This is a genomic window from Romboutsia sp. LXY-2 (assembly GCF_056171995.1).
This window is the reverse complement of the sequence record NZ_JBKFGI010000008.1, coordinates 212,425-238,183: the sequence shown is the minus strand read 5'-3', so window position 1 is coordinate 238,183 and position 25,759 is coordinate 212,425. Positions and strand designations below refer to the sequence as shown.

Below are 25,759 nucleotides of genomic sequence, written 5' to 3'. Positions count from 1 at the left end.
ACTTCAATCTACAAAGACAAATAATTTTTTCGTCAAAATCGACCTAACCTATAGCCTTAGCCTAATAAATCAAATCAAAAACGAAACAAAATCATCCTTATAAACTCAAGTTTTGCCTGCTTAACCAGTAACAATCTCAAATATTTATACTTTAATTACATTCTAAAATAATCTTACGACCATTTAAAACATTTCTAAAGTATATCTACCTAAGAAAAATATTCTTTTATTCTTTATTCTTTTAATATGTTTACTCCCCCCTTTTTTAATAACGCAATATAGAGTAAGAAATTTTGAGGTGGAATTCAGCGAAGGGGTGGATTTGAAAGTTCTAATGTCATTCGCAGGCCCGCTCCTGGCCTGCATGACATAGAACTTCAAATCCACCCCGGAGCGCCAATTCCATCCTCAAAATTTCCCACCCCTCTATATCACCTTACTTAAAAATTCTTTAGTTCGAGTTTGTTTTGTGTTTTCAAATACTTCTTCAGGAGTCCCCTCTTCAATAATATATCCCTCATCCATAAACACAACCTTACTAGCCACTTCCTTAGCAAACCCAATCTCATGAGTAACCACCACCATAGTAGTCCCTTCCTTAGCTAGCTCCTTCATAACATCCAACACTTCCTTCACCATCTCTGGATCTAGAGCCGAAGTCGGCTCATCAAACAACATCACCTTTGGCTTCATAGCAAGCGCTCTTGCTATTGCGATTCTCTGCTTTTGTCCCCCTGATAACTGAGAAGGAAATGCATCCTTCTTATCCAATAACCCTACTCTATTTAATAACTCTTCCCCAATCTTTTCCGCACTCTTTTTATCCATCTTCTTAACCTTAGTAAGTGCCAGCGTAATATTATCCATAACACACATATTATTGAATAAATTAAAATTTTGGAACACCATCCCTATATCCTGTCTTGCCTTGTTTATATCACATTTTTTATCTACAATATTATTCCCCTCAAATATTACATCCCCACTAGTAGGAGTCTCAAGTAAGTTCATACATCTTAAAAGAGTACTCTTTCCACTACCACTAGGCCCCAGTATTGCAACTATCTCCCCTTGATTAACCTTCATATCTATATTTTTAAGAACTTCTAGCTTTCCAAATTTCTTCTGCAACTTATTTATCTTAATCATATATTTACTTCCTCCTTAGGCTTTCTTATACTTACCTTACTGTCAAATAATACAAAGCTCTTTGTGTTTTTAGTTTCTAATCTGCTTTCAATATAACTAACCAACTTTGATAAACTAAATGTAAGTGCAAAGTATACTAATGATGCTACTACTAATGGCTCAAAAGCTAAGTATGTTGCTCCTTTTACTACATCTGCACTATACATTAAATCGTGTATTCCTATTACTGATGCTATTGAAGATTCTTTTATCAAAACTATAAATTCATTTGCTAATGCTGGTAACACATTTTTTAAAGCTTGCGGTATTATTACGTACTTCATACTCATTGAGTAATCTAAACCTAAAGAGCGACTTGCTTCCATTTGCCCCTTATCTAAGGACTGTATTCCTGATCTTAGTATTTCAGCTATATATGCACTTGAGTTTATAGATAATGCAAGTACTGCTGATACATAATCTGAAGATATAGGACCTATATCAGGTACTTTTAATCCTATTGATGGAAGTCCCATATAGATTATGAATATTTGAATTAATAAAGGTGTTCCTCTTAAAAACTCTATATATGTTCCACTTACAAAACTAACTAATTTATTTTTAGATATTCTTCCTAAGCAAACTATTATACCTATGATAAATCCTAAAATTAAAGTACATAAAGATATGCTTATTGTAATTTTTGTTCCGTCTATGAAAAACTGATAATATTTACTTAAGAATTCAAAATTCATATATAACCCTCCTAATTATTTACTGACTAACCATAATTTTATTGAGCTAGTTCAGTTGCTTTATCAACAAACTCTTGAATTTTATTTGCTGATTTTAATGAGCTTAATACTTTGTTAGTTGCTTCTATTAAAGAATTGTCATCTGATTTTTTTACTGCTATTGCAGAACCTTCTGACGTATCTTCTCCTAAATCTATGTTTGCGTATACTAACTCAGGATATTGCTTTAAGTAACCAGTTACTGCTTGCTCACTAACTACTACTGCATCTACGTTTCCATTTTTAAGCTCTAATATTACATCAGATATTTTAGAAAGTGCTTTTATATTTGTAGCTCCTATTACATCTATTGCAAAACTTTCTTGAATACTAGATTTTTGAGCACCTATTTTTAAGTCTTTTAAATCTTCTACTTTAGTGTACTTATCTAAGTTTGCTTTGTTTATTAATACAGAGTTTTTTCCGTTGTAGTAAGTATCAGTAAAGTTTACTGCTTGCTTTCTTTCTTCTGTTGGACTCATACCTGCAACTACCATATCAACAGTTCCACCTTGTAGTGCTGCTAATAATCCATCAAACTTCATATCTTTTATTTCTAACTCTACTCCGATTTCTTTAGCTATTTCTTCAGCTATATTAACATCAAATCCAACTATTGTATCTTTTCCATCTATTACTGCGTGGAACTCATATGGTGGATAATCTGCACTAGTTCCTATTACTAACTTCCCTTTTTCTTGTATTTGCTCTAATTGGTTTGCAGCTTTTTTGCTATCTCCACTTCCCGAGTTATCACTTGAAGAACAAGCTACTAACCCTAAACTTAAAACTCCTACTAAAATTCCCATTAATGCCTTTTTGATTTTCATAAATAATTCCTCCCTATTTGTAATTGATTATTATTTGAGAATGACATATTAGTGCTATGCCAAACTTACATCCTACCTTGGACAAAAGAATAGTACTTTTCTAATAAAAAAAGTCCCTTAGTCATTAGACTAAGAGACGATTATTCGCGGTACCACTCTTATTGATAAGCCAAAACAACAATCGTAAAACGCAGCTACATTAAAAAAATGTATTAAAAAAGTCCCTTGGCTATAAATAACCAAGAGACGAAATATTCCGCGTTACCACTCTTATTGATAAGTAAACTTATCCACTCAAACTCTTAAGGCGAGCACACCGATTGCCATACTACTACTTCAAGCAATCTCCTCCAAAGCTCTCTTCACATTAAACTTCATTATTAGGCTCACACCAACCCTAACTCGCTTGAACTCCATTTAAAGCTACTCTCTTTTTCCAAGGATTTTTTTATTAATTTAATCTTAATATTATTATATATAATTACAACATAAAGTCAACAATATTTTTATATTTTTTTATTTTTTATTAATTTTATGTCTCTTTAATTAAATATAAAACTAGCTTTATCTGCTAAATATTATATTGTCTATAGTTTAGCGTAATACGACTCTCTTTTAATAAAATTTACTTCACTCTACTAACTCTTTTACCTTGTGTTTGTATATTATATAATCTAAACTTAACATAAAGGGGGATTTTCATGAATTTTGTTGAGATTTCAAACATATTAGACGCATCATTAGATGGTATACATATAACAGATGAAAAGGGCACCACATTATTTTATAATAAAACTTGTGAATATATCGAAGGAATAGATAGAGACAAAATTATAGGTACTAATATGCATGATATGGTAGAGAAAGGATTTTTCTCTTCATCTGTTGCACTTGAAGTTATAAAGCATAAAGAACCTATAAAATTAATTCAAAAGGTTAATGATAAGCAAATACTAGCTCATGGTACACCTATTTTTAAAAATGGTAGCCTGGACAAAGTAGTAATAACCTCGCGTGATATGACTTACATAGAAAACCTAAAGAAAGATTTTTTTAAACTAAAAGAAATTAATAAATCTATTTGTGATGAGCTTTTTTCTTTAAAAAACAATGATTATAAAAACAAAAATTTAATATATGCCAGCAACAGTATGAATACTATACTAAACCTAGCTAAAAGAGTAGCTTCTGTAGATTCTACTGTTATAATATATGGAAAATCCGGAGTTGGTAAAGGCGTTCTTAGTAAATTTATTCATGATAATAGTAATAGAAGTGATAATCCATTTATTAAAATTGATTGTGGATCTATACCTGAATCATTAATTGAATCTGAGCTTTTTGGGTACGAAAAAGGTTCTTTTACAGGAGCAAACAAAGATGGCAAAATCGGTCTTGTTGAACTTGCTCATACTGGCACTTTATTTCTAGATGAAATAGGTGAACTATCACTTCCACTCCAAACAAAACTACTTACATTAATTCAGGATAAAGAGTTCTATAGAATAGGTGGAAAGACAAAAATATCCATAGACGTTAGAATAATTGCAGCTACTAACAAAAACCTTAGCCATATGGTAAAAGAAAAAACTTTTAGAGAAGATTTATTTTATAGACTTAATGTAGTTCCTATAAAGATTCCACCTCTAAAAGACAGAAAAGAAGATATTCTACCATTAATAAATATGTTTTTGGAAAAATTCAATGATAAGTACAATATAAACAAACGTATCTCTAAAGACTGTCTGAATATGTTACTTACCTATCCATGGCCTGGAAATGTTAGAGAACTAGAAAATATAGTCGAAAGGCTTTTGGTTATTTCAGAGGATGATCTAATAACTAAAAATGATTTGCCTGATGAAATATTGCTAGATATTTATAAGAATAGTACTTTAGACTTTAGCGAAGACTTCTCTCTTAATAAAGCTTTAGATGAATACGAAAAAAATATTCTTCTTAGAGTTAAAAGTGTGTCTTCTAGTACCTTAGATATATCAAAAAAGCTTAAAATCGATAGAAGTACTGTTATAAGAAAATTAAATAAACATAACATAGATTTTAATTTCCATCAGAATGACAACACATAATAAAATACTATAATAAAGAGTTTGGTGTTATATATTATAAAAAACAAATTAGTTATAATACCTTAATATATAAAAAAGATATGTAAAGAATTTTTTTATTCTCTACATATCTTTTTATATTATCTAAAACATTATATGCATAAATAATGCTACAAAAGGCATCGCTATAAGAGTCCTTTGTATAAAACAAACTACTAGCTCCCATAGCTTTACTGGCATTTTAGTTGCTATCATAACAACTACTGTTTCTGAGAAGAATATTATCTGAACCATAGATAATGCTGTTATAAAATATCTTGCTCCTATGTCTATCATTTCTACCTTATCAGCTATTAATAAAACTGGTAAAAACATCTCGGCTATACCTACTGGAACTGATGGTGCTATTTCAGTAGCATTAGGTACTTTAAGTATGTTTAGTATTGGCTCAAATACTAATCCTAACCAATTAAATATAGGTGTAAACTCTGCAAGGATTAAAGCACTTATACCTACTGCTGCAAGTAAACTCAACACTTTTGGTACAACCGTAAGTGAGTCTAGTATAGAACTTTTTATTTCTAAAAATATATTATTAGCTATGTAAGCTTTCTTAAAAGCCCTATCTATACCATTTTTTGCAATACCTTTATCTAGTTTAATTTCCGATTTTCTATCTTCATCTGTTTGTACCGTTCCATCATAATATTCATCAGGCTTTTTAGATATTGGTGGTATCCTAACCATAAATATAGCAACTATAAAAGATATTAATAATGATGAGAAATATACCTTTATAAAGTGATCTCCAAGTCCGGCTGTATTAATAACTAAAAATGCAAAGCCTACACTAACTGCACTGAAGCTAGTTGCGATAGCTACAGTTTCTTTTTTTGTGTAAACATTTTGTTTGTATAGTCTATCTGTTATAAGTACCCCTAATGATGATGAACTTACAAATGATGCTACAGCATTTAAAGCACTTTTTCCAGGAACTTTAAATATTGGTCTCATAAATGGCTCTAGTAAAGCTCCGATAAACTCTATAGCTCCATAGTTAAGTAAAAACGGCATAAAAAACGCACCTACTGGAATAATCCACATAACACCTAACACAACAGATGGTATAACAGTTCCACCTGTTGATGAACCTACTATAAATTCAGGACCAACAAAACCTTCAACTGTTATATGAAGTGCATATACTGTTGTATAAACTGCTCCTAAAAAATATAATATTGTGTGGAAAATACTATCTTCACTATAGTATTCTTTTAATTTCTTATTTGCTTTACTTATATATTTTCCATATATATTAGCAACAAAGTTGCCAATCATTAATATACTTACTAACCATAATCCTAAATTTCCAAGTATATCTACAAAGAAATTATATATATATCCAAATGGAACGTCCGATTTTCCATTTACTGAAATAGGTATAAAGAAAACAAATATTGCTATTACAGTGAAGAATATACACTTTATAGCCCCTTGCTTATATTGACTACTGTTTAAATTAATATTGTCTAGTTCCTTAGAAGACATATTGCTATCATACTTGGTACCTTCCATGGTGGTGCTATTGGTTTGATTCATTGAAATACCCCCTATTATACAGAACTATATATATTTAACTTAAATCTAATGCTATTTATTATTTATTTTCTTAAGTGCTAATATTGAAATAAATTCAAAGCATATATTAGCAGCCATATAAGAAGTTATCTCTCCACTATCATAAGCTGGCAATACTTCTACAACATCAAATCCTACAAAGTTTAATTCTTTTAATTCTCTTACCATCCATAATGTCTCATAAGATGTAAATCCTGCAACTTCAGGTGTACCTGTTCCTGGTGCATAAGCTGGATCAACAAAGTCTATATCAAATGTTAAGAATACTTTCTTATCCCCAACTCTTTCTTTTATTTTCTTTATAACTTCAGGTAACCCCATCTCTCTCATTTTGTGAGCTGGTATTAATTCAAGACCTAACTCTTTAGCCATTTCATGTTCATTGGCATCATATAATGACCCTCTCATACCTACTTGTATTGAACAAGATGGATCTATTATACCTTCTTCAATGGCTCTTCTAAATGGAGTACCATGGTTGTATTTTTCTCCAAATACTAAATCATTAATATCTGCATGAGAATCAAAATGTACCATTGCTACTGGTCCATGTTTTTTTGCTATAGCTCTTAACTCTGCTAAAGTTACACTGTGATCTCCTCCAAGACCTATAGGTATTATATCTGCATCTACTATAGGCTGTAACTCAGCTTCTATAGCTTCATATGTAGGTAGTATATACCCTGGAGTTACATTAACATCACCATAATCAGCTCCTTTTAAACTTTCTAATATATTAACCCCTAATATTACATTATTAGGTTTCATCATAGCTGATATACTTCTTATAGCTTGAGGACCAAATCTTGAACCACTTCTATATGAACTTGCTGTATCAAAAGGCATACCAAATATTACAAAATCTAAGTCCTTTGCATCAGTCATTTTTGGCATTCTCATAAAGTTTCCTGTATTACAAAATCTTGGTGAACTTAAAGCACTTGCTGGTTGATTACTCATAACTAAAATACCCCCTAAGTTTATATAATTATTGTTATTGATAATTTATTATTTATCATTTGCTATATATTATTAAGCAATAAACATACCAACTTTAAGTATTTTAATTTATTATTTAAATTCCCATGATTTCAACCTTTTGTAGAATTTTTTTATTATTTCTAAACTTAAATATATTTTAACTTGATGCAGTTTTGCATCGTCATTAGAAATTATTTTGTATATTTTAGATTTAGTACTTAAAACTCTTAACATACAAAATAGAAGGCAATATTGCCTTCTATCTCAACTTTGCATAAGATGTTTTATGCTATCTGGTTACTTATTTATCATATTACTACTTGTGATAGTCTCATCTAAAGATTTTTTTACTGAGTTTTTTTCATTTAACCATTTTAAAATATTTTCTATTACTTCATCTTTGTTTGTTTCATTTAACATTTCGTGTCTTCCACCCTCATATAAAGTGCAAGAAACATCTTTTACTCCTAAGTTTATGTATCTATCTCTTAATCTAAGTACTCCTTTACCATTTTTACCAACAGGGTCTTTGTCCCCTGATAAAATATATATAGGTAAATCTAATGGTACTTTTCTAAGATTATCTGGGTGCTCAACTTCTTGAAGACCCTTCATAAAATCATAGAAAAATCCGCAAGTAAATATTACTCCACAGAATGGATCTTCTACATATTTATCTACTTCCTTTTCATCTCTACTTAACCAGTCAAATCCTGTTCTAGCTGGCTTAAATCCTCTGTTATGACCGCCAAATATTAAACTATCTAGCATTTTACTTCTATGTTTTCTACCACGTTTTTTTATTTCATAGCTAGCTATCATTATACCTAAATTTAAAGCAATACCATGCTTACCATTTGAGCCTGATAGTATTAATCCATCTAAATTATTTCCATATTCCATTATGTATCTTTGACTAGCAAATGATCCCATACTGTGCCCAAATAAGTATACTGGTAAATCTGGATTTTCCTCTTTTATTATCTTTGTTAAAGTATCCATGTCTTTTACTAAACATTTAAAGCCTTCTTTATCAGCCAAATATCCTACGTTTTCTACTTCTTCTGCTGTCTTTCCATGACCTCTGTGATCGTTTATGTATACTATATATCCATCTTTAGTTAATTGCTCTGCAAAATACTCATATCTAATAGCAGTTTCTGACATACCATGAGCTATTTGAACTACTCCCCTTGGCTTTACTTCTTCATCTTCCCACTGATATACGTGTACGTCTAAGTTTTCTTCACCTTTAAAATAAAACTCTCTGCACTTCATACTTTTCACCTTCTTTTAAATTTTATCTAATCATTATACTAAATTAGACCTATTAATACTATATAGTTAATTATAGTATCTATAGGTCTAATTTTAGGCGATTATTTAATATTTTTTAATTTATAGCTAATTTTTTATCTATTTTAACTTATAGCTAACTTTTTATCTAATAGCTTTAGAAATTTCAGTAAATATTACTCCTAATCCATAAGCTCCTGCATCTGGATATCCTAAACTTCTATCTCCAACAGTACCTGCTCTACCCATACGAGCAACTATTTCTTCTGTTGCTTTAGCTCCTTTTACCGCTTCTTGTGCTCCTTTTTCAAAAGCAACTTTAAAGCTTTCACCTTTGTTATAGCTATCTACCCAAGCATTAGCACATGGAACTAGTGCATCTATAAGAGTTTTATCTCCTACTACTGCTCCTCTACCAAATGAACGCTCACCAGTAGCTTGTATTCCTTCAACTGCAGCACCTAACATTTTTCCAAAGTCTTCTACACTTAACTCAACTTTGTCTCCAACTTCTTTTCCTGCTGCTCTAAATGCAGATCCCCATATTGGACCTGATGCTCCTCCACAGTGCTCCATTATAATCATAGAACATGCATCTAGGAACTCTGATATATTAAGATTTTCTAGTTCTAAGATTTCCTTCCATTCTCTCTTTAATTGCTTGAATCCTTTGGCAACACTCATTCCAAAGTCTCCATCACCAGCATGAGAGTCTAACTCACAAAATGGAACTTCATTTTCTATTATTACTTCACTCATTTTATCTATAATATAGATCATGTTGTCTAAAGTTACTTTTTCATCTTTTATCTCTGCAAAATTTTCATCACTTTCAACTTTAAAATATACTTCTTTTTCTTCATCCTTATTAGCTTCTAAGGCAACATATTCAACACTCTCTACAGGACCTGCTACCTTAAATGCTGGTGTATCACTTTCTTCAGATAATAACTCTTTTAGTTCATCATCTAATTTCATAATAGATACAGATGCTCCTGCCATATCTATGCTTGTCATATAGTTTCCTACAAATATTCTATTTATCTTGATGTTTTTCTTATCTAGTTCACTTACTACTGAGTTGTTTAAAAGATATAACTCTTGTAGTGGTGTAGCTCCAAATCCATTGATAAGTAATGCTACTTCTTCATTTTCAACAAGCTTCATATCCTTAACAATAGCATCTACCATTCTCTTTGATAATTCATCCGCACTAGCTATTTTTTCTCTTTTTATACCTGGCTCACCATGTATTCCTACTCCAAACTCCATCTCATCTTCAGCTATATCAAATGTTGGAGTTCCTTTTGCAGGTACTGTACATGATGTTAAACCAAATCCTAAACTTCTAACATTATCTATTGCCTTTTGAGCTACTGTTTTTACTTCTTCTAGAGACATTCCTCTTTCAGCCGCTGCACCTGCTATTTTGTGTATAAGTACTGTTCCAGCAACACCTCTTCTACCTACTGTGTATAAGCTATCTTCAACTGCTATATCATCATCAACCTTAACATAGTCTACTTTTATTCCATCTTCACTAGCTAAGTAAGCAGCATTTTTAAAGTTCATCATGTCACCACTGTAGTTCTTTATTATTAAAAGAGTACCTTTTTCACTAGCTGTTTCTTTTATAGCTTGATAAACTTGTATCTGAGATGGAGATGCAAATACATCACCACATACTGCTGCATCTAACATTCCTTTTCCTATAAATCCAGCATGTGCAGGCTCATGACCACTTCCTCCACCACTTATTAAGCTTACTTTATTCTTATTTATTTCTTTTTTCTTCATTACCTTATATTTTTTAACGAATTCTAGCTCTGGATGTGCCATAGCTATACCGTTACACATTTCCATAACTACATTTTCTGGTTTGTTGATTATTTTTTTCATATTATACACCTCTACTCATTTTGTAGTCTTTACCTATTTTATCTGCTGTTATTATTGCTGCACATACTCCTTCAACTGTTATTGGGAATGGCATAGAATGTACTGATTCTTCTTCTATACAAGATTTCTTAGCTACTTCTATAAGTTCTTCATCAGTTATTTCATCTACCCCTATGTCGGATAAACATACTGGTAATCCTACTTCTAAACAGAAGTCTAATACTTCATATAATTCTTCTTCTGGAGCGTTTTCTAATACTAATTGAGCTATTGTTCCGAAAGCTACTTTTTCTCCGTGGAAGTACTTGTGTGTTCCTTCTAATATTGTTAATCCATCATGGATAGCATGAGCAGCAGCTAGTCCACCACTTTCAAATCCTAATCCTGATAAAAGTATATTTGCTTCTATTATATTTTCTAAAGCTGGAGTTACTAAGTTACAATCTGAAGCTGCCTTTGCTTTAGCTCCATCATTTATTAATGTTTCATAACATAATTTAGCAAGTGCTAAAGCTGTGTTTGTACCTTTTGCATCTCCACATAATCCTTCTCTTACTCCACAAGGTAATCCTGCATTTACATTTGAGTATGAGTTTGATGTTGCTCTTGCTTCAAAGTATGTAGATAGTGCATCTCCCATGCCAGAAACTAAGAATCTTGTTGGTGCTTTTGCTATAACTGTTGTATCTATAAGCACTACACTTGGACTTTGCTTAAAGTATGCATAATCATCAAATGCTCCATCTTCTGTGTATAATACTGCTGAGTGACTTGTTGGTGCATCTGTTGCTGCTATTGTTGGAACTATTATTAAAGCTTCTCCACAAGCAACACATTTAGCTGTATCTATAGCCTTACCACCACCAAGACCTATTGTACATGCACAGTTATTTTCTTTTGCTAGTTCTTGAAGTCTTGCTACTTCTTCTCTTGAGCATTCTCCTTTGAATCCACTTTCTACAAATGTTATATCAAATTTTTCTGCTGTTTTTTCTAATTTATCTTTAACTCTTAAAACATCATCATTGTGAGCTATAAGTAATGCTGACTTTCCAAATGTTTTTACGAAGTATCCTAAGTTTAATAATTCATCTTCCCCTTGAACGTATTTAGTTGGACATATAAAAGCTTTTCTCATTGTAATTCCCTCCGTATTTTTAATTTAATAAATTTTTCTTTACCTATAGCTTCAATTTTTATCGAAACTAATTTTTTCTATGAGATTATTATAATATCGTTTTCACGAATAAGCATTAGACAAATATGTCATAAAATCACAATTTTTAATGGTAATTTTATGTCCTTTTTTTATGAAATTGTATTTTTTAGACTTATTGAAATTTTTTTAACAACAAAATATTAATGTCTCAAGTCTTACAAAATCTACTGTTAAACTATCTTTTTTATAAATTATTTTTTTGCACAAATAAAAAAAGAGAGCCCTATTCAGCTCTCTTTTACACTATTTTTAACATACTCTTTATTTACTATCTATTATCTCTTTTGCCATAGCTACTAAATCATCTTGATTTAATTCAGAATCCATTGCTAATATTGAGTAATATAATCCATCTAATTCAAAACCTATATGTTGAACTTCAGATATTTCTACTTCTTCACTTCCCACACTAAATACATACTTACCTGATGCTTCATCTTTTTTATCTTGTTCAGTCATTTCATAATCCTCAGGAACAAATTTATTTGCATAAGCTGTGTATTTTAAGTATGATCCTTTGTAATTTTCTACTACTACTGCATTTGTATCTTCTCCTACAAGAGTTAGGTCTTCTACTCCTATAGATATATTTGCATCCCCTTTTTTATAAAACATGTTAAGTAATTTAGATTTTCCAAGTGAATTACCACTTTCATCATATCCCTCATTTTCTGTAGTGTGTCCACTTGTAAACTCATATCCATTTTCAAACTTTTCTACTAAAGCTGGCTTAAATCCAAAATCTTTGCTTACTTGCTCTATAGTAGGAATATTTTTATATGTTGGTATAACGCTAGTACTACCTGCTACTGAAAATAACTTGCCAGCTGCAAAAGCTGTTGTTCCTAAAACAAATGTAGCCGCTACTGCTACCACTAACTTTTTCTTAAAAGATATTTTTTTATATGTTTTATTTTCCATTTTTAAATACTCCTCTTTCTCGGGTAGACTATTTAATGTAGTCCTTACCCTTTGTTTAAAGTTATTTGGTGTTTCTGGAAAGGTATTTTTTAGGTTTTTGTTATTCATAAATTACCTCCATATCTTCTAATTTTATTTTTAATAACTTACGTCCTTTTGATAATCTACTTTTAACAGTTCCTGAAGGTATTCTTAATATTTTTTTAATCTCATCCACTGAATAACCTTCTACATAATAAAGAACAACAGTTATTTTTATTTTGTCAGGTAGTTTTCTAATTGCTAGATATAAGTCAGTGTAGTCTGTTTTATCTTCACTTTTTATACATTCAGAGCACTCCTCATAAGGTACTTTTGGTACTTCCCTTCTTTTTAAGGCATAGCACTCATTTAGAAGTATTCTAACTATCCATGTTTTGAAGTATTGTTCTTCCTTTAATGTATGTAATTTATCGTAAGCTTTTAAAATTGCATTTTGAACAGCATCCTCACAATCTTCATCATGAAGAAGAATTGACTTAGCTACACGATATAAGGTGTCTTCACTTTCAATTACTTTATTTACAAATTTATCTCTATTCAACTAACCTCCTACCTTTCCTGCAAATTATAGCGCTATATATTTGCTTTACACTCTTTAGATGCAAATTTATATTAATTGGTTCACTTTTTTCACAAAAAAATTTCTACTAAAATTAATTAACTTCAGTAGAAACTTTAAATCTTATTTACTAACTAATCATTTATATATATTAGTTAACAATTATTTATTTTAAATCTTAAGTATTAGTTAACAGTTTATATGTACTAACTAATAATTACTTTTTATAATACTTCCTGTAAATAGAAGGGGTTACTCCTTCATATTTTTTAAACATTTTTATAAAATATCCTGGCTCATTAAATCCAAGTTCTTCACTTATTTGAGCAACTGATATATCGGTTTCCTCCAGTATACTTTTTGCCCATTTTATTTTTAGTTTTGATATATAAGTAGAAAACTTCTCTCCTGTTTCCTTTACAAACAACCTACTAAAATAACTTTGGCTAACATGACAGACCTCAGCCATATCCTTTACAGATATATTTTCACTTTTATTCTCAAAAATATAGTCTATTGCAGGCTTTAAGGTTCTACTTACAGATGGTTTCCCACTATCAAAATCTTTTTCTTCTACATAAGAGTTTATAATAAAATTAGACATTTCCTTTTTCATATTCTCAATACTTCTTGTTTTATGCCCTTTAAAAGTCTCCTGACTTATTCTATATTCACTTAGATTTATAGCATCACTCATTTCCATAGCTAAGTTCTTATTAAGAGCTTCATCCACAAGATAATTGCATAAATCAAAAAGCATATTAGCTATATTCACTACTTCCTCATAAGTTAAAACAGGTAGACTTTCATAATGTTCTTTTATACTTTCTAAGGTTTCTTTTGCCATTTCTTTATTCGATGCTGTGGCTATTTGCTCAAGCATATCATGATCATTTTCATTGCTTAGCTTAATTTGACCAGCCATTATTGCTCCAATATACTTGTCATCAACGATTATTGGTATAGCTATATCTACTATATTATAGTGACATAAATATATATATGGTTTGTTTATACGAGCTGCTTCTAGTCCACCTCTTGAGTCACACTTTTTGCAGTACTTTACCATTTCTTTATCTTGTCTTACTATCGAACAAAACCTTTGGCATCCGCTATGTTTTGTCATCGGGTTACCTTTGTAGTCTACAGTAATCATGGCCGCTTTAGTAACTAAAGCAATTGAATCTTGTAACTTATCCCATTTTTCAAAATCAATTATTTTCTCTAACTTTAAATTATCTTTTTTCAAAATAAGTAACTCCTTAGTAAAATAATATAAAACTGTATTTTATATATATCGATTATATCAATCTTTTAAGCTAAACTCAAAGAGTAAAGTATATATTTCTTCATATTCCATAAATACTAAAATCAGCTCTCAGTTAGTTACTTACTTTTTAATAATTTAAAATAAATAGTTTTTTATCTCGAAACTCCTCCACTTACCATTCCGTTAGATATTCCTTTTATTTCATCATAACTTGCTATGCATGCATCCCCATTGATAGTATGCTTATAGACCCCTGCACATACAGCAAATTCTATTGCTTCGTTAATCTCTTTATCTTGTACTAATTCTGATATTAAACCAGCCGCAAAAGCATCTCCTGATCCCACTCTATCAATAATTTCAAATTCATACTTCTTCGAGTGTACAAAATTTTCTCCATCAAATATGAATCCTCTTAAAGTATTCTTACTAGTTGATACAGTCTCTCTTATTGTAGTAGCAATATATTTTATATTTAGTTCTTCACTCATTTTTGATAGTCTTGTGCTAAAGTATTCAAGCTCTTCTTCCTCACTATTAAAACTTACAGGCACAAAATCATCATCATTCCTATAAAAATCTATCCATCCTATACAAAGATATGAGTCTTTTATTAAATCAATCATTACATTTTTAAAATCTTTATAAGACCATAGCTTACTTCTAAAGTTTAAATCTACTGATATTTTTATATTATTATTTTTACAATAGGATACAACTTGTTTTAATATTTCAACCATATTAGATCCAAGTGCTGGGGTAACCCCTGAAAAATGGAACCAATCTGCACCTTCAAAGATTTTCTCCAATTCAAAATCACTAATTGTTGCTTTAGAAATTGCAGAATCTTTTCTGTCATATATTACATTTGAACTTCTAACACCAATTCCTTTTTCTAAATAGTATACTCCTATCCTATCATCGCCCCTTGAAATATATGTTGTATCTACACCATTGTTCTTTAAATATGATATAGCCATCTCTCCCATATGATTTTCTGGTAATTTAGAAATATATCTTGCATCAATCCCTAAATAAGACAGTAATATAGCTACATTAGCTTCTGCTCCACCAAAGTTGATATCAAAAGTAGAAGTTTGTAAAAATCTACTATTGCCACTTGGAGATAACCTCATCATTATCTCTCCAAAAGTCACCACTCTTTTCTTCATATTAGTCCCCCTACTTTCTAGCTTCCTTTACCTTATCTACAAATAGTTTTGCTACTTTTTCTATACTATCAAAATCTCCAATTTCTGCCGACTTATATAATGCACTTCCTATTCCTACAGCTACACATCCATTATTTATCCATTTATCTATATTATCTAAAGATACTCCACCTGTTGGCATTATAGATGCTTGTGGAAGTGGTCCTAATATATCTTTTATTATAGATGGACCATAAGCTCCACCAGGGAATAACTTGACTATTTCTACTCCATATTCCATCGCTGTAACAATCTCATTTATTGTCATACACCCTGACATATATGGTACTTTATATCTATTACATAATTTAGCTATATCTTCTTTAAAATTAGGACTTACTATAAATTTAGATCCATTTAATATAGCAATTCTTGCTGTTTCACTATCTAAAACTGTACCAGCACCTATTATAGCTTCTTCGTCACTATATTTATCAGCTAAACATTCTATTACACTTTGAGCTTTTGGTGTTGTAAATGTTACTTCGATTATATTTATTCCACCTTTAATAGCTGCTTCACTTATTTTTATTGCTTCCTCTTTACTTTTTCCTCTTACAACAGCTACTACCCCTAAATCTTGTACTCTTTTTAATGTGTCATATTTTTTCATTATATAATTTCTCCCTTCATGTGCTACATCATACTTTTTAACATCCAAAATAGGAGCATATCTCTTTTTTAGATAGCCCCTATTATTTATCTAACAACCATTAATACATATTTATCCATAACATGTTTTCGTTTTATATAAATTTTACCAGTATGTATTAAATTCTTTATCTCTTAATCTCATAAGAGCTTCCATGTAGTAGTAATCACCCCAAAGATTACATTCATCTATACCTTTATTGTTATGGTAAGCATATACTCCATGAAGCAGTATTCCATTTGAATTTACACCTTCACTAGTATAATTTTCTATTAAACTTCTAACCATTTTATGAGCGGCTTTCATATATACGTCTCTATATTTATGTTCTTTTAAGTATTTGTCCATTTCTAAAATTCCACATGCAACTATTGCTGCTGAAGATGAATCTCTTGGCTCTTTATCTTCCTCTTTGAATATTAAATCCCAATAAGGAACTAAATCCTCAGGAAGTTTGTTTATATAATAATTAGTTACAGCTTCATAGATTTCTTTGCTTACTTCTAAATTATTGTATTTGTAATTTATTGGCATTCCAAGAACTGCCCAAGCTTGCCCCCTTGCCCAACATGATTCATCGCTAAACCCTTGATGTGTAACACCTAAAGTTGGTTTACCTGTATCTTTATCAAAGTAATATGTATGATATGTTGAAGCATCATTTCTTATTATTGTTTTTATGGCAGTATTATAATGAGCATTTGCTATATCTAGATAACTTTTATCACCAGTTTCTTCATATGCCCAGTATAAAAGTGGAAGATTTAATAAACAGTCTATTATTAATCTATACTCTTTTTCATCTCCATATTTTCCCCAAGCCTGTATAAATTGCCCTTTTTCATGGAACCTTTTCTTTAACTTATCAGCTGCTAATATTCCAAGTTCTCTACCTTTTTCGTTATTGCATACTTTATAACTTGCTACTGCTGATAAACTGTATAAAAATCCTAAATCATGATGATCTAATACAAAATTATCTTCATATCTTTTTCTAAAACTATCTAAATGTATATCACACACTCTTTTATATTTTTCATCTTTCGTATACTCATACGCCATCCATAGCATTCCTGTCCAAAATCCATTTGTCCAATCATCATTATCTTTTATTCTATATATCTGGTTTGTTGTACAAGCACTCGGAAACTTTTCTGTATATAGTTCTATATTTTCATCTATTTTAGATATTACATATTTTAGAGCATTGTCTATTTCTTCTTGCGACAAATAGCTTTCTTGTAATATTTCTTTACTTTTTAAAATCTCTTGTACCTCTAGTTCTTTAAACATATCCATAGTCTCCATTTATTCGTCATCTAAACTTTTTGCAGTTATTTGTCCTGATTTTATTCCCACTGATCCTGATGCCAAAATAGTATCATACATATCTTCTAAATCTGAATTAATATTAATTAACGCCTCTATAAACATCGGTAAGTTTACACCAGATATTATTTTTATATTGTCATTTTTCATTTGTTCTTCTAGTGATTTGTTAAATGGTGTCCCACCAAATAAATCAGATAATATTAATATATCTTTACATTCCTTACTTAACTCTTCTACTTTTAACTTTAAGTTAGTAGTGAATTTTTCTATTCCCTCTTCATCTAAACTTAAATAACTTACTCCAGATACGTCCCCTAAAATCATTTTCCCTGCATCTACTATCCCTCTACTTAAGTCTCCATGACTTAATACTAATATCTTATACATCCTATACTCCTTAACTTTATTCTATATAAATTTTAAAAACTTGACTTCTATGCCCCTGCTATCCTTGGCATCCACATAGGTTCTTTTCCAAGTTCTGCCCAAATATATTTTAAAAGGAGATGTGTTTTTAATTCATCATACTCTTGTTTATGCCAAAGGTTATTTATTTCTCCTGGATCATTTTTTAAATCATATAATTCTCCATATTCCTTATTAAAATATACTGTTATCTTATATCTATCATCTACATATGTTCTTTGATTTATAGTCGTTGGTTCATGGTGATTTTCACATATTATATGAGTTCTTAGACTGTCTTTATTTCCTAACCATACATCTAACTGATTTATACCAGTTATAGTATTTGGAATTTCTGTTTTTGTAGCTGCCATTATAGTAGGCACAAAATCAACTAAAGATTGCATCGAACTATTAATATGATTTTCTTTAACATTGCCTGGCCATCTTACTAAAAAAGGTATTTTTATTAAATCCTCATACATAAATGCACCTTTTCTTGTTAACCCATGGTGTCCATAATAATGACCATGGTCTGTAGTAAATATAACAAGTGTATCTTCAGCTAAACCTAACTCATCAAGTTTATCTAAGATTTTTCCTATATATTTATCCATCATACTTACCATTCCATAATACACGGCAATATCTTTTCTAAGTTTTTCTTCAGGTACAATATGAGTTCTACTCATACCATGTATTGCAAAACCTGTTTCTTTATACTCAGAAAAATCTGGATTTTCTTCTTGTGTCATCCTTATATGTGGCGGACTGTCATCATGCTCTCCATCTACAACCTTTGGAACGGTTATTTTATTAGGGTCATACATTGATGCCCAAGGCTCACAAACTAAATATGGTGGATGAGGGTCAAAGAAGCTTGCCCACATGAAGAAGTTATCGTCATTATTTTTATACTCTTCAAGCATTGCATTTGTTCTTTCTGCTATCCATGTATTATAGTGGAACTCCTCTTCTATGTCCCATTTATGTTCAATGTTAGGATTCATAGTACCTGTATCCGGTAAAAAATATTCTCGCCAGTTTTTACATCCTTTTTCTTCTAACCAAAGTGCATAATGTTGCCCAACGTGAGGTTCATTGGTATGATTTCTAGTTAATTCAACTTTTTCGAATCCATAAAAATCTTCATTAAAGTTTCTCCAAAATTCTAAATCCTGAAGTATAGGATAAGATTCTAGTGAAGAATATTCTTCTGTAGATTTTAATGGCTGAAAATGTGCCTTTCCAATCAATGAAGTTCTATAACCTTCATCTTGTAGATAACCCCCTACTGTAGGTTCACTTTCTGGTAGTTTTGTCCCTAAGGACCATGCTCCATGTTGGCTAGGATATTTTCCTGTAATAAGTGTAGCTCTAGATGGAGTACATGTAGGGTTAACAGTATAAGCTCTATTGAAAGTTGTTCCTTCTTTTACCAATCTATCTAAATTAGGTGTTTTTATTTCTTTATTGAAAGCACCAATTGTATCATAGTGTTGTTGGTCGCTAGTTATCAATAAAATATTGGGTCTATTTTTTTTCAATCATCTACACCTCCTGTATCTAATTTATACTTATTATTTAAAGCATATTTCATGCCAACCTTTTGTAATATCAATTTCTTACTAAAAATTTAATTTTATGTTCATACTAGAGCATATTTTACACGCTAGACATACCAGTTTATGCAAGTGTTTAACTATTTTAAATTGATATGATTTATAATAACGTAAAAATAGAGCTTTAGTTTGTGTGTAACTTTAACACAAACTAAAACTCTAACAAATATTTCTCCTTTAGTATGACACTTCCTGCATACACTATTACACTAAGTTAGTAACTTAGTATGTCTATTTCCTCTAATCCACCTGATCTTTTTATTATAATTACTCTACCATATACTACTGTATTATCTACAATATATGTTTTTCTGCCTGTCGGCTCTTCATTAGTTACTACTATTACTATATATTCTTTATCATCGCATAAAATTTTTATAGCCTTAGCATATTTACTATCTAACTCTCTTTTTTTCCAATCTAATATAGGAATATACTTAATTTCTTTAACTTTTGCATCACTATTATGAATTATAATATTAAAAAAACAATCTCCTTCTTTATGTTTTTCAAAAATACATCTTTGACTGTCGTATATAGAATTATACTCTGGTGAAATAACTGTATTTTCTATCTTTAAATTTAAATCATCTAAAGATTCTAGATAGACCTTTTTACCACATTCCATATGATATACACATCTATTATTCTCAATCCTTAAATTAGGCTTATTAAAATTAAATCTACTCTCAAAGTTATGAGTATCTTTAGTGAAAAATTCATCACTTAATATCCATATTCCAGAATTAATATAGATAACTTTTCTATTTAACAAAATATCTTCATATCCAGTATGTGCACCTTCTACAAAGCTTCCTAGTTTTGAGAATTTATGCTCTCTTTTTATATAGTTGGCGATTTTTTTACTTCCCCATGATCCGTAACTTTCATTAAACTCTTTATCATCAACAGTTAACGTATTATGAGACTTTGAGCCTTTTAAAACCTTTCTTAACTTTTCATCTTCTCTATAACTATATCTTCCACTATCACTTAAAACCTCTTCACCTTTATAATTTATTCCCACATGAAGTAAATCATAGTGACCATGACCACTTCCCAATAGTCCACACTTAAAAAAGGTAAATATGTCTTTTTCATCACTAGTATCTCTTATTATATAGTTTCCTGCATCTGTAAATGCTTTAGATTTTAGTTTTTTATCATTTGCCTCTAATTTATTAAATATATCTATACCTTCATATCCAAATTCAAAAATAGTTTCTATAGGTATCTCATTTATATTATATTTTAATTCTTTTTCTTTTAATAATATTGATCCTAAACAAAGGATATCTCTTAAATCTTCATAGTCACTATCCCCATAATTTATCTGCATCATATTAGGATCTGAAATATTTAATGTAGCATTTAATGCTTTTTTCATTTTATACAAAATAGATGAATCTATTTCTACATTTGATCTTTTTCCTACTATAACCATATCCATAATACAATTTACAATTTCATTATGATACATGTAAGATTGTTCCCAGTGTAGACCATCGTTTAGAATTTGTATATCTAAAGATCTCCTTATCATTTCTTGTGATATATCTATATATTTAGAACTATTTTTTAATTCTTTAAAAAATGAAGCTGCTATAAACACTCCTACATGTTCCATTACTACCCAGTTGCTTAATATTCTATCTTCTCTTTTATTTTGTAGTATAAAATCTATTTGTTCTTTAATAGATATTAGAATCATTTCTAGAAATTCATAATCAAATTTATCACTATTAATTATAATTTCTATGATTTTAATCCAATTCCTAAGTCTTATTCCTACTTCAATAGTCCTAAATGCTTTACTCTCTTTCGTAGGTTTTACATTTATTATCCAGTGTTTAATTTCTTTTTTTATTCTATCAATATATTTTTCATCATTTGTTATTAAATAAGCTTGTGCATATAATAAAATATGTTTATGCCTATTTAGCATATAAATCCATTCCTCATCTCCAAATGGATTTACAGTCCAATCTATTTCATCTTTAAAAATATATTCTTTATTACACCTTTCCATATCCCACTTCATATCAAAAATGATTCTTCCAGACATAAATCTATCTGCTTTTTTTATAATTTCCTCTACTTCTTTTTTATTATTTACGCCTACATATTCTATAAGTTTATCTTTATCCTTGCCTATAAACGCAGAGTTACATCTATTTTTAAAATGACTTAATATTTCTTTTTCTAAATTACTTTCATCTTTACATATTTTATCTATGTCAATTATTTCTAATAATTTCATACCTAAAACTCCTTTATTAAAAATGGCTACAAACTTTAATTAGTTTGTAGCCATAGTATAAAAATTCTATAATCCTGCTTTGTTTATATAGTCTATTATATTTGTTTTTGGGTCATCTGGAACCATTATTGATGTCATTTCTACCCCTAGACTATCTAATTCTCTAAATGTTTTAACATTCTCTTCTGTAACACTTACAGAACGTTTTATTTGTGTAGTATCAGATTTAGCACCCATATTACCTACATTAAATTCTTTAACAGGTAGTCCCATTTTTATTAGATCTAATATATCCTCTGGGTTTTTTACTATTACAAGCACTCTTTGGCCTTCATATTTTCCTGCAGTTATATTTTTGTATGCAGTTTCTTTAGTTATTATTGAAGTTCTTATTTGAGCTGGTGCTACCATTCTTAAAACTGATTTTTGCATCTCATCATTTGCTACCTGATCATTTATAACCATTATTCTGTTTACTTTAAGTGTATTACTCCAAAATGTCGCTACTTGACCATGTATTAATCTGTCATCTATTCTAAAATGTACTATACCCTTCATTTATATATCTCCCTTAATTTATTGTCATAAATTTATTATTGAAATTTATCCTAATATACCACTCATAGAACCAAGCATTCCTATTAATATTAATAAGAATATTACTCTTGTTGAATTTAAATTTTTTCTTCCTAGTAACCAGTAAGTTAAGAATACTATACCTAATGGTAATAATCCTGGCATTACTTGATTTAAAAGATCTTGAAGAGCTAATTCTACATCTCCACTTTTAAATATGAAACTAGTGTTAGCTTTTACAACTGTTGGTATTAATGCACCTATAACTGTCATCCCTAGTATTGTTGCTGCTTCAGTTATATTTTTAAGTTTTGTACCTATACTTCCTACAACTTTAGCTCCTTCTTTATATCCTAAGTGCATAAAGAAGTTTGCTAAAAACATTCTACCGATGTTAGCTAATATCCATATTATACATCCTATTGGATTTCCTTCAAGTGCCATATATGCTGCTATTGAACCAAATATAGTGTTAAATGTCATACCAAATAGTGTATCACCAACTCCTGCTAAAGGTCCCATAAGTCCTGTTTTTATTGCAGCAACTGCATCTTGTACACCATCTCCACCTTGTTCTTCTATTGCTAAGTTAGCTCCTATTATTAATGAACTAGTTGTCATATTACAGTTAAAAAATTGCATATGGTTTTTTACTGCCGCATTTAATTCATCTTCATCTTCATATATCTTTTCTAAGAATGGCATCATTGTATAACAGTATCCTAGGCCTTGCATCTTTTCATAGTTCCAAGCTGTTTCACCAGCACCAAACCATCTAAAATATGCTCTATTTATATCTTTTTTAGTAAACTTTCTCTCTATTTTACTCATCTTCATCAAAACCTCCTCCAACTGTTCCTACAACTTGTGGCATACCTATACTTTGTTCACTTCTTTCCTTAAATCTTATAAATGCTACAGCTCCACCTATTAGAGCTATACCTAATACTGGTACATTTAAGTATGCTGCAATAGCAAATCCTACAACTAAATATGGCGCATAAGTTTTTAGTGGTAAGTACTTTAATAGTATTGCTATCCCTATTGCTGGTAATAATCCTCCAGCTACTTTTAATCCATCTAGGAACCATACTGGCGATGCTGCTAATATAGTATCTACTACGTCTGCTCCGAAGAATAATATTACAAACACTGGAACAAATCTTGAAAGAGACCAAGGAATTACACCTAGTATATTCATTAACTTAACATTTTTATAGTCACGCTTTTCTGCGTAAGCCTCTGCTTTATGTTGGAAGAATGTATTTGTCATTCTTGCTAAAATATCTAATTGAACTAATAATAGTGCCGCTGGAACCCCTATTCCTACTGCAAACTCAACACCTTGTCCTGTAGATACTGTAAGTGCTGTTGCAATTAATGTTGCTGACATATAGTCAGGTATTGAAGCTCCTCCGTAGTTACTAACACCTAAATTCATTAACTGAATTGTTCCACCTACTAAAAGACCTGTACTTAAATCTCCCATAATAATACCAGCAAACATACCAGCTATAACTGGCTTAGGTAGCCCAAATAAAAAGTGTAGCCCATCATACTGAGCTAATGCCGCATACGATGCTAAACAAAAAATTTGCCATAATTGAATTTCCATTTCTATGACCCCTCCCATATTGTTTTATAAATTTTCACACCTTTATAATTAGCAATTATTATGCCAACTTTGTGTAATACGTTTTCCTATTTTGTTTTTTATATTTATTTTACTAAATTATATAATATTTACATTTAGTTCTGCCCATACCGTAAATTTATTTAAAAAATATATGACAATAAAAGATATCTCTTCATTTTAAATATGACTATTTTATTTATTATAATAAAAATTATGACACTAATAAAAAAATCCTAAGAAATTTTATCTTAGGATTTTTAAATTTTTTATATTTTACTGTTTTTTTACTGTTTTTTTTCTCTTTTTACTATATCTTTACATATTTTTATAAACCTATCTATTGTATAATCATAGAAATTAATAAACGTATTACAGTAATAATATTCTTGTGTCGATATATCTCTATACCTTTTACATCCACCTTTGCAAAGTATTCCGTATTTACAAGTTTTGCATTTATTTAATGGCGATTCAGTTTCTACAAATCTAATTGCAGGCTTACTCTTTGGTATATCTTCAAATTCAATTTCATTTATATTTCCTAATTCATTTTGTTGTGTAACATAAAAATCACAAGGATATATACTTCCATCTGACTCTATAACATTTTGAATACTACACTTACCCATAAACTCACAACTTTCAGGCATCATTCCTAACATCATTGCGCATATATTCTCAAAAAGTCTTACACTAATTGCACTTCCTTTTTTATAATCTTCATACCACAGGTCAAAAAACTCTTTTAAAAACATTTCGTACATAGATGGTTTTAATGAAAAACTATGATTTCCAGTTTGTTCAAATCCACTATCTAGGCAAGGTATAAATTGGACGAAAAATATTTTATTTTTTTTATAAAAATTATATATGTCCTTTGCTTTAAAGTAATTCCCACTATTTACTACAGTAAGCACATTGTATTGTACACCTTTTTCATCTAATATTTTCTTAGCTTTTAATATATCATCGAATGTTCCTTTTCCATCTTTTAAAGTTCTATATTTATTATGAATATATCTCGGTCCATCTATTGATAAGCCAACTAAGAAATTTTCTTTTTTGAAAAATTCTGCCCACTTCTCATCTATATTGTATCCATTAGTTTGCATACTCATATTTACACTTATATTATTTTTATTATATTTGTTCTTTAACTTGATAAATTCTGTATAAAAATCTAACCCTACTAAAGTAGGTTCTCCTCCTTGAAATGCAAATGATATTCCTTCTTTATCAAAATCAAATGCTTTTCTTACTATATTTTCTAAGGTTTCAAGAGACATTCTTTTATCTGAATTTTCTTTTCTAAATTCCTTTGTTGACTCATAAAAACAGTATTCACATTCCATATTACAATTACCTGATGCTGGTTTTATTAATATACTTAGCATAAAATCCCCCTCTTTATCTCTAATG

22 protein-coding genes and 1 other annotated feature are annotated in these 25,759 nt (G+C 30.0%); of the genes, 1 reads left to right on the top strand and 21 read right to left on the bottom strand.

Going from position 1 to position 25,759, the window contains the following annotated elements; genetic code table 11:
• Nucleotides 1–426: 426 nt before the first annotated feature.
• The 3 genes from ACI48P_RS14815 to ACI48P_RS14805 are packed head-to-tail and all read right to left on the bottom strand — an operon-like array spanning nt 427 to nt 2,752.
• The gene (locus ACI48P_RS14815; protein ID WP_475217030.1) at nt 427–1,149 is read right to left on the bottom strand and encodes an amino acid ABC transporter ATP-binding protein; all 723 of its coding nucleotides are present in this window, start codon (nt 1,147–1,149) and stop codon (nt 427–429) included.
• The gene (locus ACI48P_RS14810; RefSeq protein ID WP_475217028.1) at nt 1,146–1,883 is read right to left on the bottom strand and encodes an amino acid ABC transporter permease; all 738 of its coding nucleotides are present in this window, start codon (nt 1,881–1,883) and stop codon (nt 1,146–1,148) included. The genes ACI48P_RS14815 and ACI48P_RS14810 overlap by 4 nt, the downstream gene beginning before the upstream one ends.
• A 38-nt stretch (nt 1,884–1,921) precedes the next feature.
• Complete coding sequence (locus tag ACI48P_RS14805) at nt 1,922–2,752, bottom strand: transporter substrate-binding domain-containing protein (RefSeq protein WP_475217026.1); 831 nt, start codon at nt 2,750–2,752, stop codon at nt 1,922–1,924.
• A 239-nt stretch (nt 2,753–2,991) separates the two neighbouring features.
• Nucleotides 2,992–3,200: a binding site (T-box leader), on the bottom strand.
• 253 nt (nt 3,201–3,453) lie between these two features.
• Between ACI48P_RS14805 and ACI48P_RS14800 the strand changes: the two genes are divergently transcribed.
• Nucleotides 3,454–4,842, top strand: coding sequence for a sigma-54 interaction domain-containing protein (locus ACI48P_RS14800; RefSeq protein WP_475217024.1), 1,389 nt, complete (start codon nt 3,454–3,456; stop codon nt 4,840–4,842).
• A gap of 123 nt (nt 4,843–4,965) precedes the next feature.
• Here ACI48P_RS14800 and ACI48P_RS14795 read toward each other — a convergent pair whose 3' ends face one another.
• The 18 genes from ACI48P_RS14795 to ACI48P_RS14710 all read right to left on the bottom strand — a co-directional run bounded on the left by ACI48P_RS14795 (nt 4,966) and on the right by ACI48P_RS14710 (nt 25,734).
• Entirely contained in the window at nt 4,966–6,420 is a 1,455-nt protein-coding gene (locus ACI48P_RS14795) for a YjiH family protein (RefSeq protein WP_475217022.1), read from the bottom strand.
• Between the two features lie 51 nt (nt 6,421–6,471).
• The gene (speB, locus tag ACI48P_RS14790) at nt 6,472–7,419 is read right to left on the bottom strand and encodes an agmatinase (RefSeq protein ID WP_475217020.1); all 948 of its coding nucleotides are present in this window, start codon (nt 7,417–7,419) and stop codon (nt 6,472–6,474) included.
• 318 nt (nt 7,420–7,737) lie between these two features.
• The gene (locus ACI48P_RS14785) at nt 7,738–8,718 is read right to left on the bottom strand and encodes a lysophospholipase (protein WP_475217019.1); all 981 of its coding nucleotides are present in this window, start codon (nt 8,716–8,718) and stop codon (nt 7,738–7,740) included.
• A gap of 162 nt (nt 8,719–8,880) precedes the next feature.
• Complete coding sequence (dhaK, locus tag ACI48P_RS14780; RefSeq protein WP_475217018.1) at nt 8,881–10,635, bottom strand: dihydroxyacetone kinase subunit DhaK; 1,755 nt, start codon at nt 10,633–10,635, stop codon at nt 8,881–8,883.
• Nucleotide 10,636: 1 nt separating this feature from the next.
• Nucleotides 10,637–11,773: a glycerol dehydrogenase gene (locus ACI48P_RS14775; protein ID WP_475217017.1), complete on the bottom strand. Its 1,137-nt coding sequence runs from the start codon at nt 11,771–11,773 to the stop codon at nt 10,637–10,639.
• A 342-nt stretch (nt 11,774–12,115) separates the two neighbouring features.
• The gene (locus ACI48P_RS14770) at nt 12,116–12,883 is read right to left on the bottom strand and encodes a hypothetical protein (protein ID WP_475217016.1); all 768 of its coding nucleotides are present in this window, start codon (nt 12,881–12,883) and stop codon (nt 12,116–12,118) included.
• Nucleotides 12,876–13,358 carry an RNA polymerase sigma factor gene (locus tag ACI48P_RS14765; protein WP_475217015.1) on the bottom strand — a complete coding sequence of 161 codons (483 nt, stop codon included), beginning with the start codon at nt 13,356–13,358 and terminating at the stop codon, nt 12,876–12,878. The genes ACI48P_RS14770 and ACI48P_RS14765 overlap by 8 nt, the downstream gene beginning before the upstream one ends.
• Before the next feature lie 235 nt (nt 13,359–13,593).
• Complete coding sequence (locus ACI48P_RS14760; RefSeq protein WP_475217014.1) at nt 13,594–14,625, bottom strand: PocR ligand-binding domain-containing protein; 1,032 nt, start codon at nt 14,623–14,625, stop codon at nt 13,594–13,596.
• 173 nt (nt 14,626–14,798) lie between these two features.
• Nucleotides 14,799–15,818 (bottom strand): PfkB family carbohydrate kinase, encoded by a 1,020-nt coding sequence (locus ACI48P_RS14755; protein ID WP_475217013.1) that lies wholly within the window; start codon nt 15,816–15,818, stop codon nt 14,799–14,801.
• Nucleotides 15,819–15,828: 10 nt separating this feature from the next.
• Nucleotides 15,829–16,470, bottom strand: a complete 642-nt coding sequence (locus ACI48P_RS14750) for a bifunctional 2-keto-4-hydroxyglutarate aldolase/2-keto-3-deoxy-6-phosphogluconate aldolase (RefSeq protein WP_475217012.1) — start codon at nt 16,468–16,470, stop codon at nt 15,829–15,831.
• Between the two features lie 144 nt (nt 16,471–16,614).
• Nucleotides 16,615–17,802: a glycoside hydrolase family 88 protein gene (locus tag ACI48P_RS14745; RefSeq protein WP_475217010.1), complete on the bottom strand. Its 1,188-nt coding sequence runs from the start codon at nt 17,800–17,802 to the stop codon at nt 16,615–16,617.
• A 15-nt stretch (nt 17,803–17,817) separates the two neighbouring features.
• Nucleotides 17,818–18,228 carry a PTS sugar transporter subunit IIA gene (locus tag ACI48P_RS14740; RefSeq protein WP_475217008.1) on the bottom strand — a complete coding sequence of 137 codons (411 nt, stop codon included), beginning with the start codon at nt 18,226–18,228 and terminating at the stop codon, nt 17,818–17,820.
• A gap of 47 nt (nt 18,229–18,275) precedes the next feature.
• Nucleotides 18,276–19,793 (bottom strand): sulfatase family protein, encoded by a 1,518-nt coding sequence (locus ACI48P_RS14735; protein ID WP_475217006.1) that lies wholly within the window; start codon nt 19,791–19,793, stop codon nt 18,276–18,278.
• Nucleotides 19,794–20,082: 289 nt separating this feature from the next.
• Nucleotides 20,083–22,128: an alginate lyase family protein gene (locus ACI48P_RS14730; RefSeq protein WP_475217004.1), complete on the bottom strand. Its 2,046-nt coding sequence runs from the start codon at nt 22,126–22,128 to the stop codon at nt 20,083–20,085.
• 66 nt (nt 22,129–22,194) lie between these two features.
• Complete coding sequence (locus tag ACI48P_RS14725) at nt 22,195–22,686, bottom strand: PTS sugar transporter subunit IIB (protein ID WP_475217003.1); 492 nt, start codon at nt 22,684–22,686, stop codon at nt 22,195–22,197.
• Nucleotides 22,687–22,731: 45 nt separating this feature from the next.
• The gene (locus ACI48P_RS14720) at nt 22,732–23,541 is read right to left on the bottom strand and encodes a PTS system mannose/fructose/sorbose family transporter subunit IID (RefSeq protein WP_475217001.1); all 810 of its coding nucleotides are present in this window, start codon (nt 23,539–23,541) and stop codon (nt 22,732–22,734) included.
• Nucleotides 23,528–24,319 carry a PTS mannose/fructose/sorbose/N-acetylgalactosamine transporter subunit IIC gene (locus ACI48P_RS14715; RefSeq protein WP_475216999.1) on the bottom strand — a complete coding sequence of 264 codons (792 nt, stop codon included), beginning with the start codon at nt 24,317–24,319 and terminating at the stop codon, nt 23,528–23,530. The genes ACI48P_RS14720 and ACI48P_RS14715 overlap by 14 nt, the downstream gene beginning before the upstream one ends.
• 305 nt (nt 24,320–24,624) lie before the next feature.
• Nucleotides 24,625–25,734, bottom strand: coding sequence for an anaerobic sulfatase maturase (locus ACI48P_RS14710; RefSeq protein WP_475216997.1), 1,110 nt, complete (start codon nt 25,732–25,734; stop codon nt 24,625–24,627).
• Nucleotides 25,735–25,759: the final 25 nt, after the last annotated feature.

Bases quoted from the DNA above. Each gene is read 5' to 3' on its own strand.
- ACI48P_RS14710 (WP_475216997.1), bottom strand. From the start codon at position 25,734: ATGCTAAGTATATTAATAAAACCAGCATCAGGTAATTGTAATATGGAA.
- ACI48P_RS14815 (WP_475217030.1), bottom strand. From the start codon at position 1,149: ATGATTAAGATAAATAAGTTGCAGAAGAAATTTGGAAAGCTAGAAGTT.
- ACI48P_RS14775 (WP_475217017.1), bottom strand. From the start codon at position 11,773: ATGAGAAAAGCTTTTATATGTCCAACTAAATACGTTCAAGGGGAAGAT.
- ACI48P_RS14800 (WP_475217024.1), top strand. From the start codon at position 3,454: ATGAATTTTGTTGAGATTTCAAACATATTAGACGCATCATTAGATGGT.
- ACI48P_RS14720 (WP_475217001.1), bottom strand. From the start codon at position 23,541: ATGAAGATGAGTAAAATAGAGAGAAAGTTTACTAAAAAAGATATAAAT.
- ACI48P_RS14725 (WP_475217003.1), bottom strand. From the start codon at position 22,686: ATGAAGGGTATAGTACATTTTAGAATAGATGACAGATTAATACATGGT.
- ACI48P_RS14740 (WP_475217008.1), bottom strand. From the start codon at position 18,228: ATGTATAAGATATTAGTATTAAGTCATGGAGACTTAAGTAGAGGGATA.
- dhaK (WP_475217018.1), bottom strand. From the start codon at position 10,635: ATGAAAAAAATAATCAACAAACCAGAAAATGTAGTTATGGAAATGTGT.
- speB (WP_475217020.1), bottom strand. From the start codon at position 7,419: ATGAGTAATCAACCAGCAAGTGCTTTAAGTTCACCAAGATTTTGTAAT.
- ACI48P_RS14770 (WP_475217016.1), bottom strand. From the start codon at position 12,883: ATGAATAACAAAAACCTAAAAAATACCTTTCCAGAAACACCAAATAAC.
- ACI48P_RS14755 (WP_475217013.1), bottom strand. From the start codon at position 15,818: ATGAAGAAAAGAGTGGTGACTTTTGGAGAGATAATGATGAGGTTATCT.
- ACI48P_RS14805 (WP_475217026.1), bottom strand. From the start codon at position 2,752: ATGAAAATCAAAAAGGCATTAATGGGAATTTTAGTAGGAGTTTTAAGT.
- ACI48P_RS14750 (WP_475217012.1), bottom strand. From the start codon at position 16,470: ATGAAAAAATATGACACATTAAAAAGAGTACAAGATTTAGGGGTAGTA.
- ACI48P_RS14810 (WP_475217028.1), bottom strand. From the start codon at position 1,883: ATGAATTTTGAATTCTTAAGTAAATATTATCAGTTTTTCATAGACGGA.
- ACI48P_RS14785 (WP_475217019.1), bottom strand. From the start codon at position 8,718: ATGAAGTGCAGAGAGTTTTATTTTAAAGGTGAAGAAAACTTAGACGTA.
- ACI48P_RS14745 (WP_475217010.1), bottom strand. From the start codon at position 17,802: ATGTTTAAAGAACTAGAGGTACAAGAGATTTTAAAAAGTAAAGAAATA.
- ACI48P_RS14715 (WP_475216999.1), bottom strand. From the start codon at position 24,319: ATGGAAATTCAATTATGGCAAATTTTTTGTTTAGCATCGTATGCGGCA.
- ACI48P_RS14730 (WP_475217004.1), bottom strand. From the start codon at position 22,128: ATGAAATTATTAGAAATAATTGACATAGATAAAATATGTAAAGATGAA.
- ACI48P_RS14795 (WP_475217022.1), bottom strand. From the start codon at position 6,420: ATGAATCAAACCAATAGCACCACCATGGAAGGTACCAAGTATGATAGC.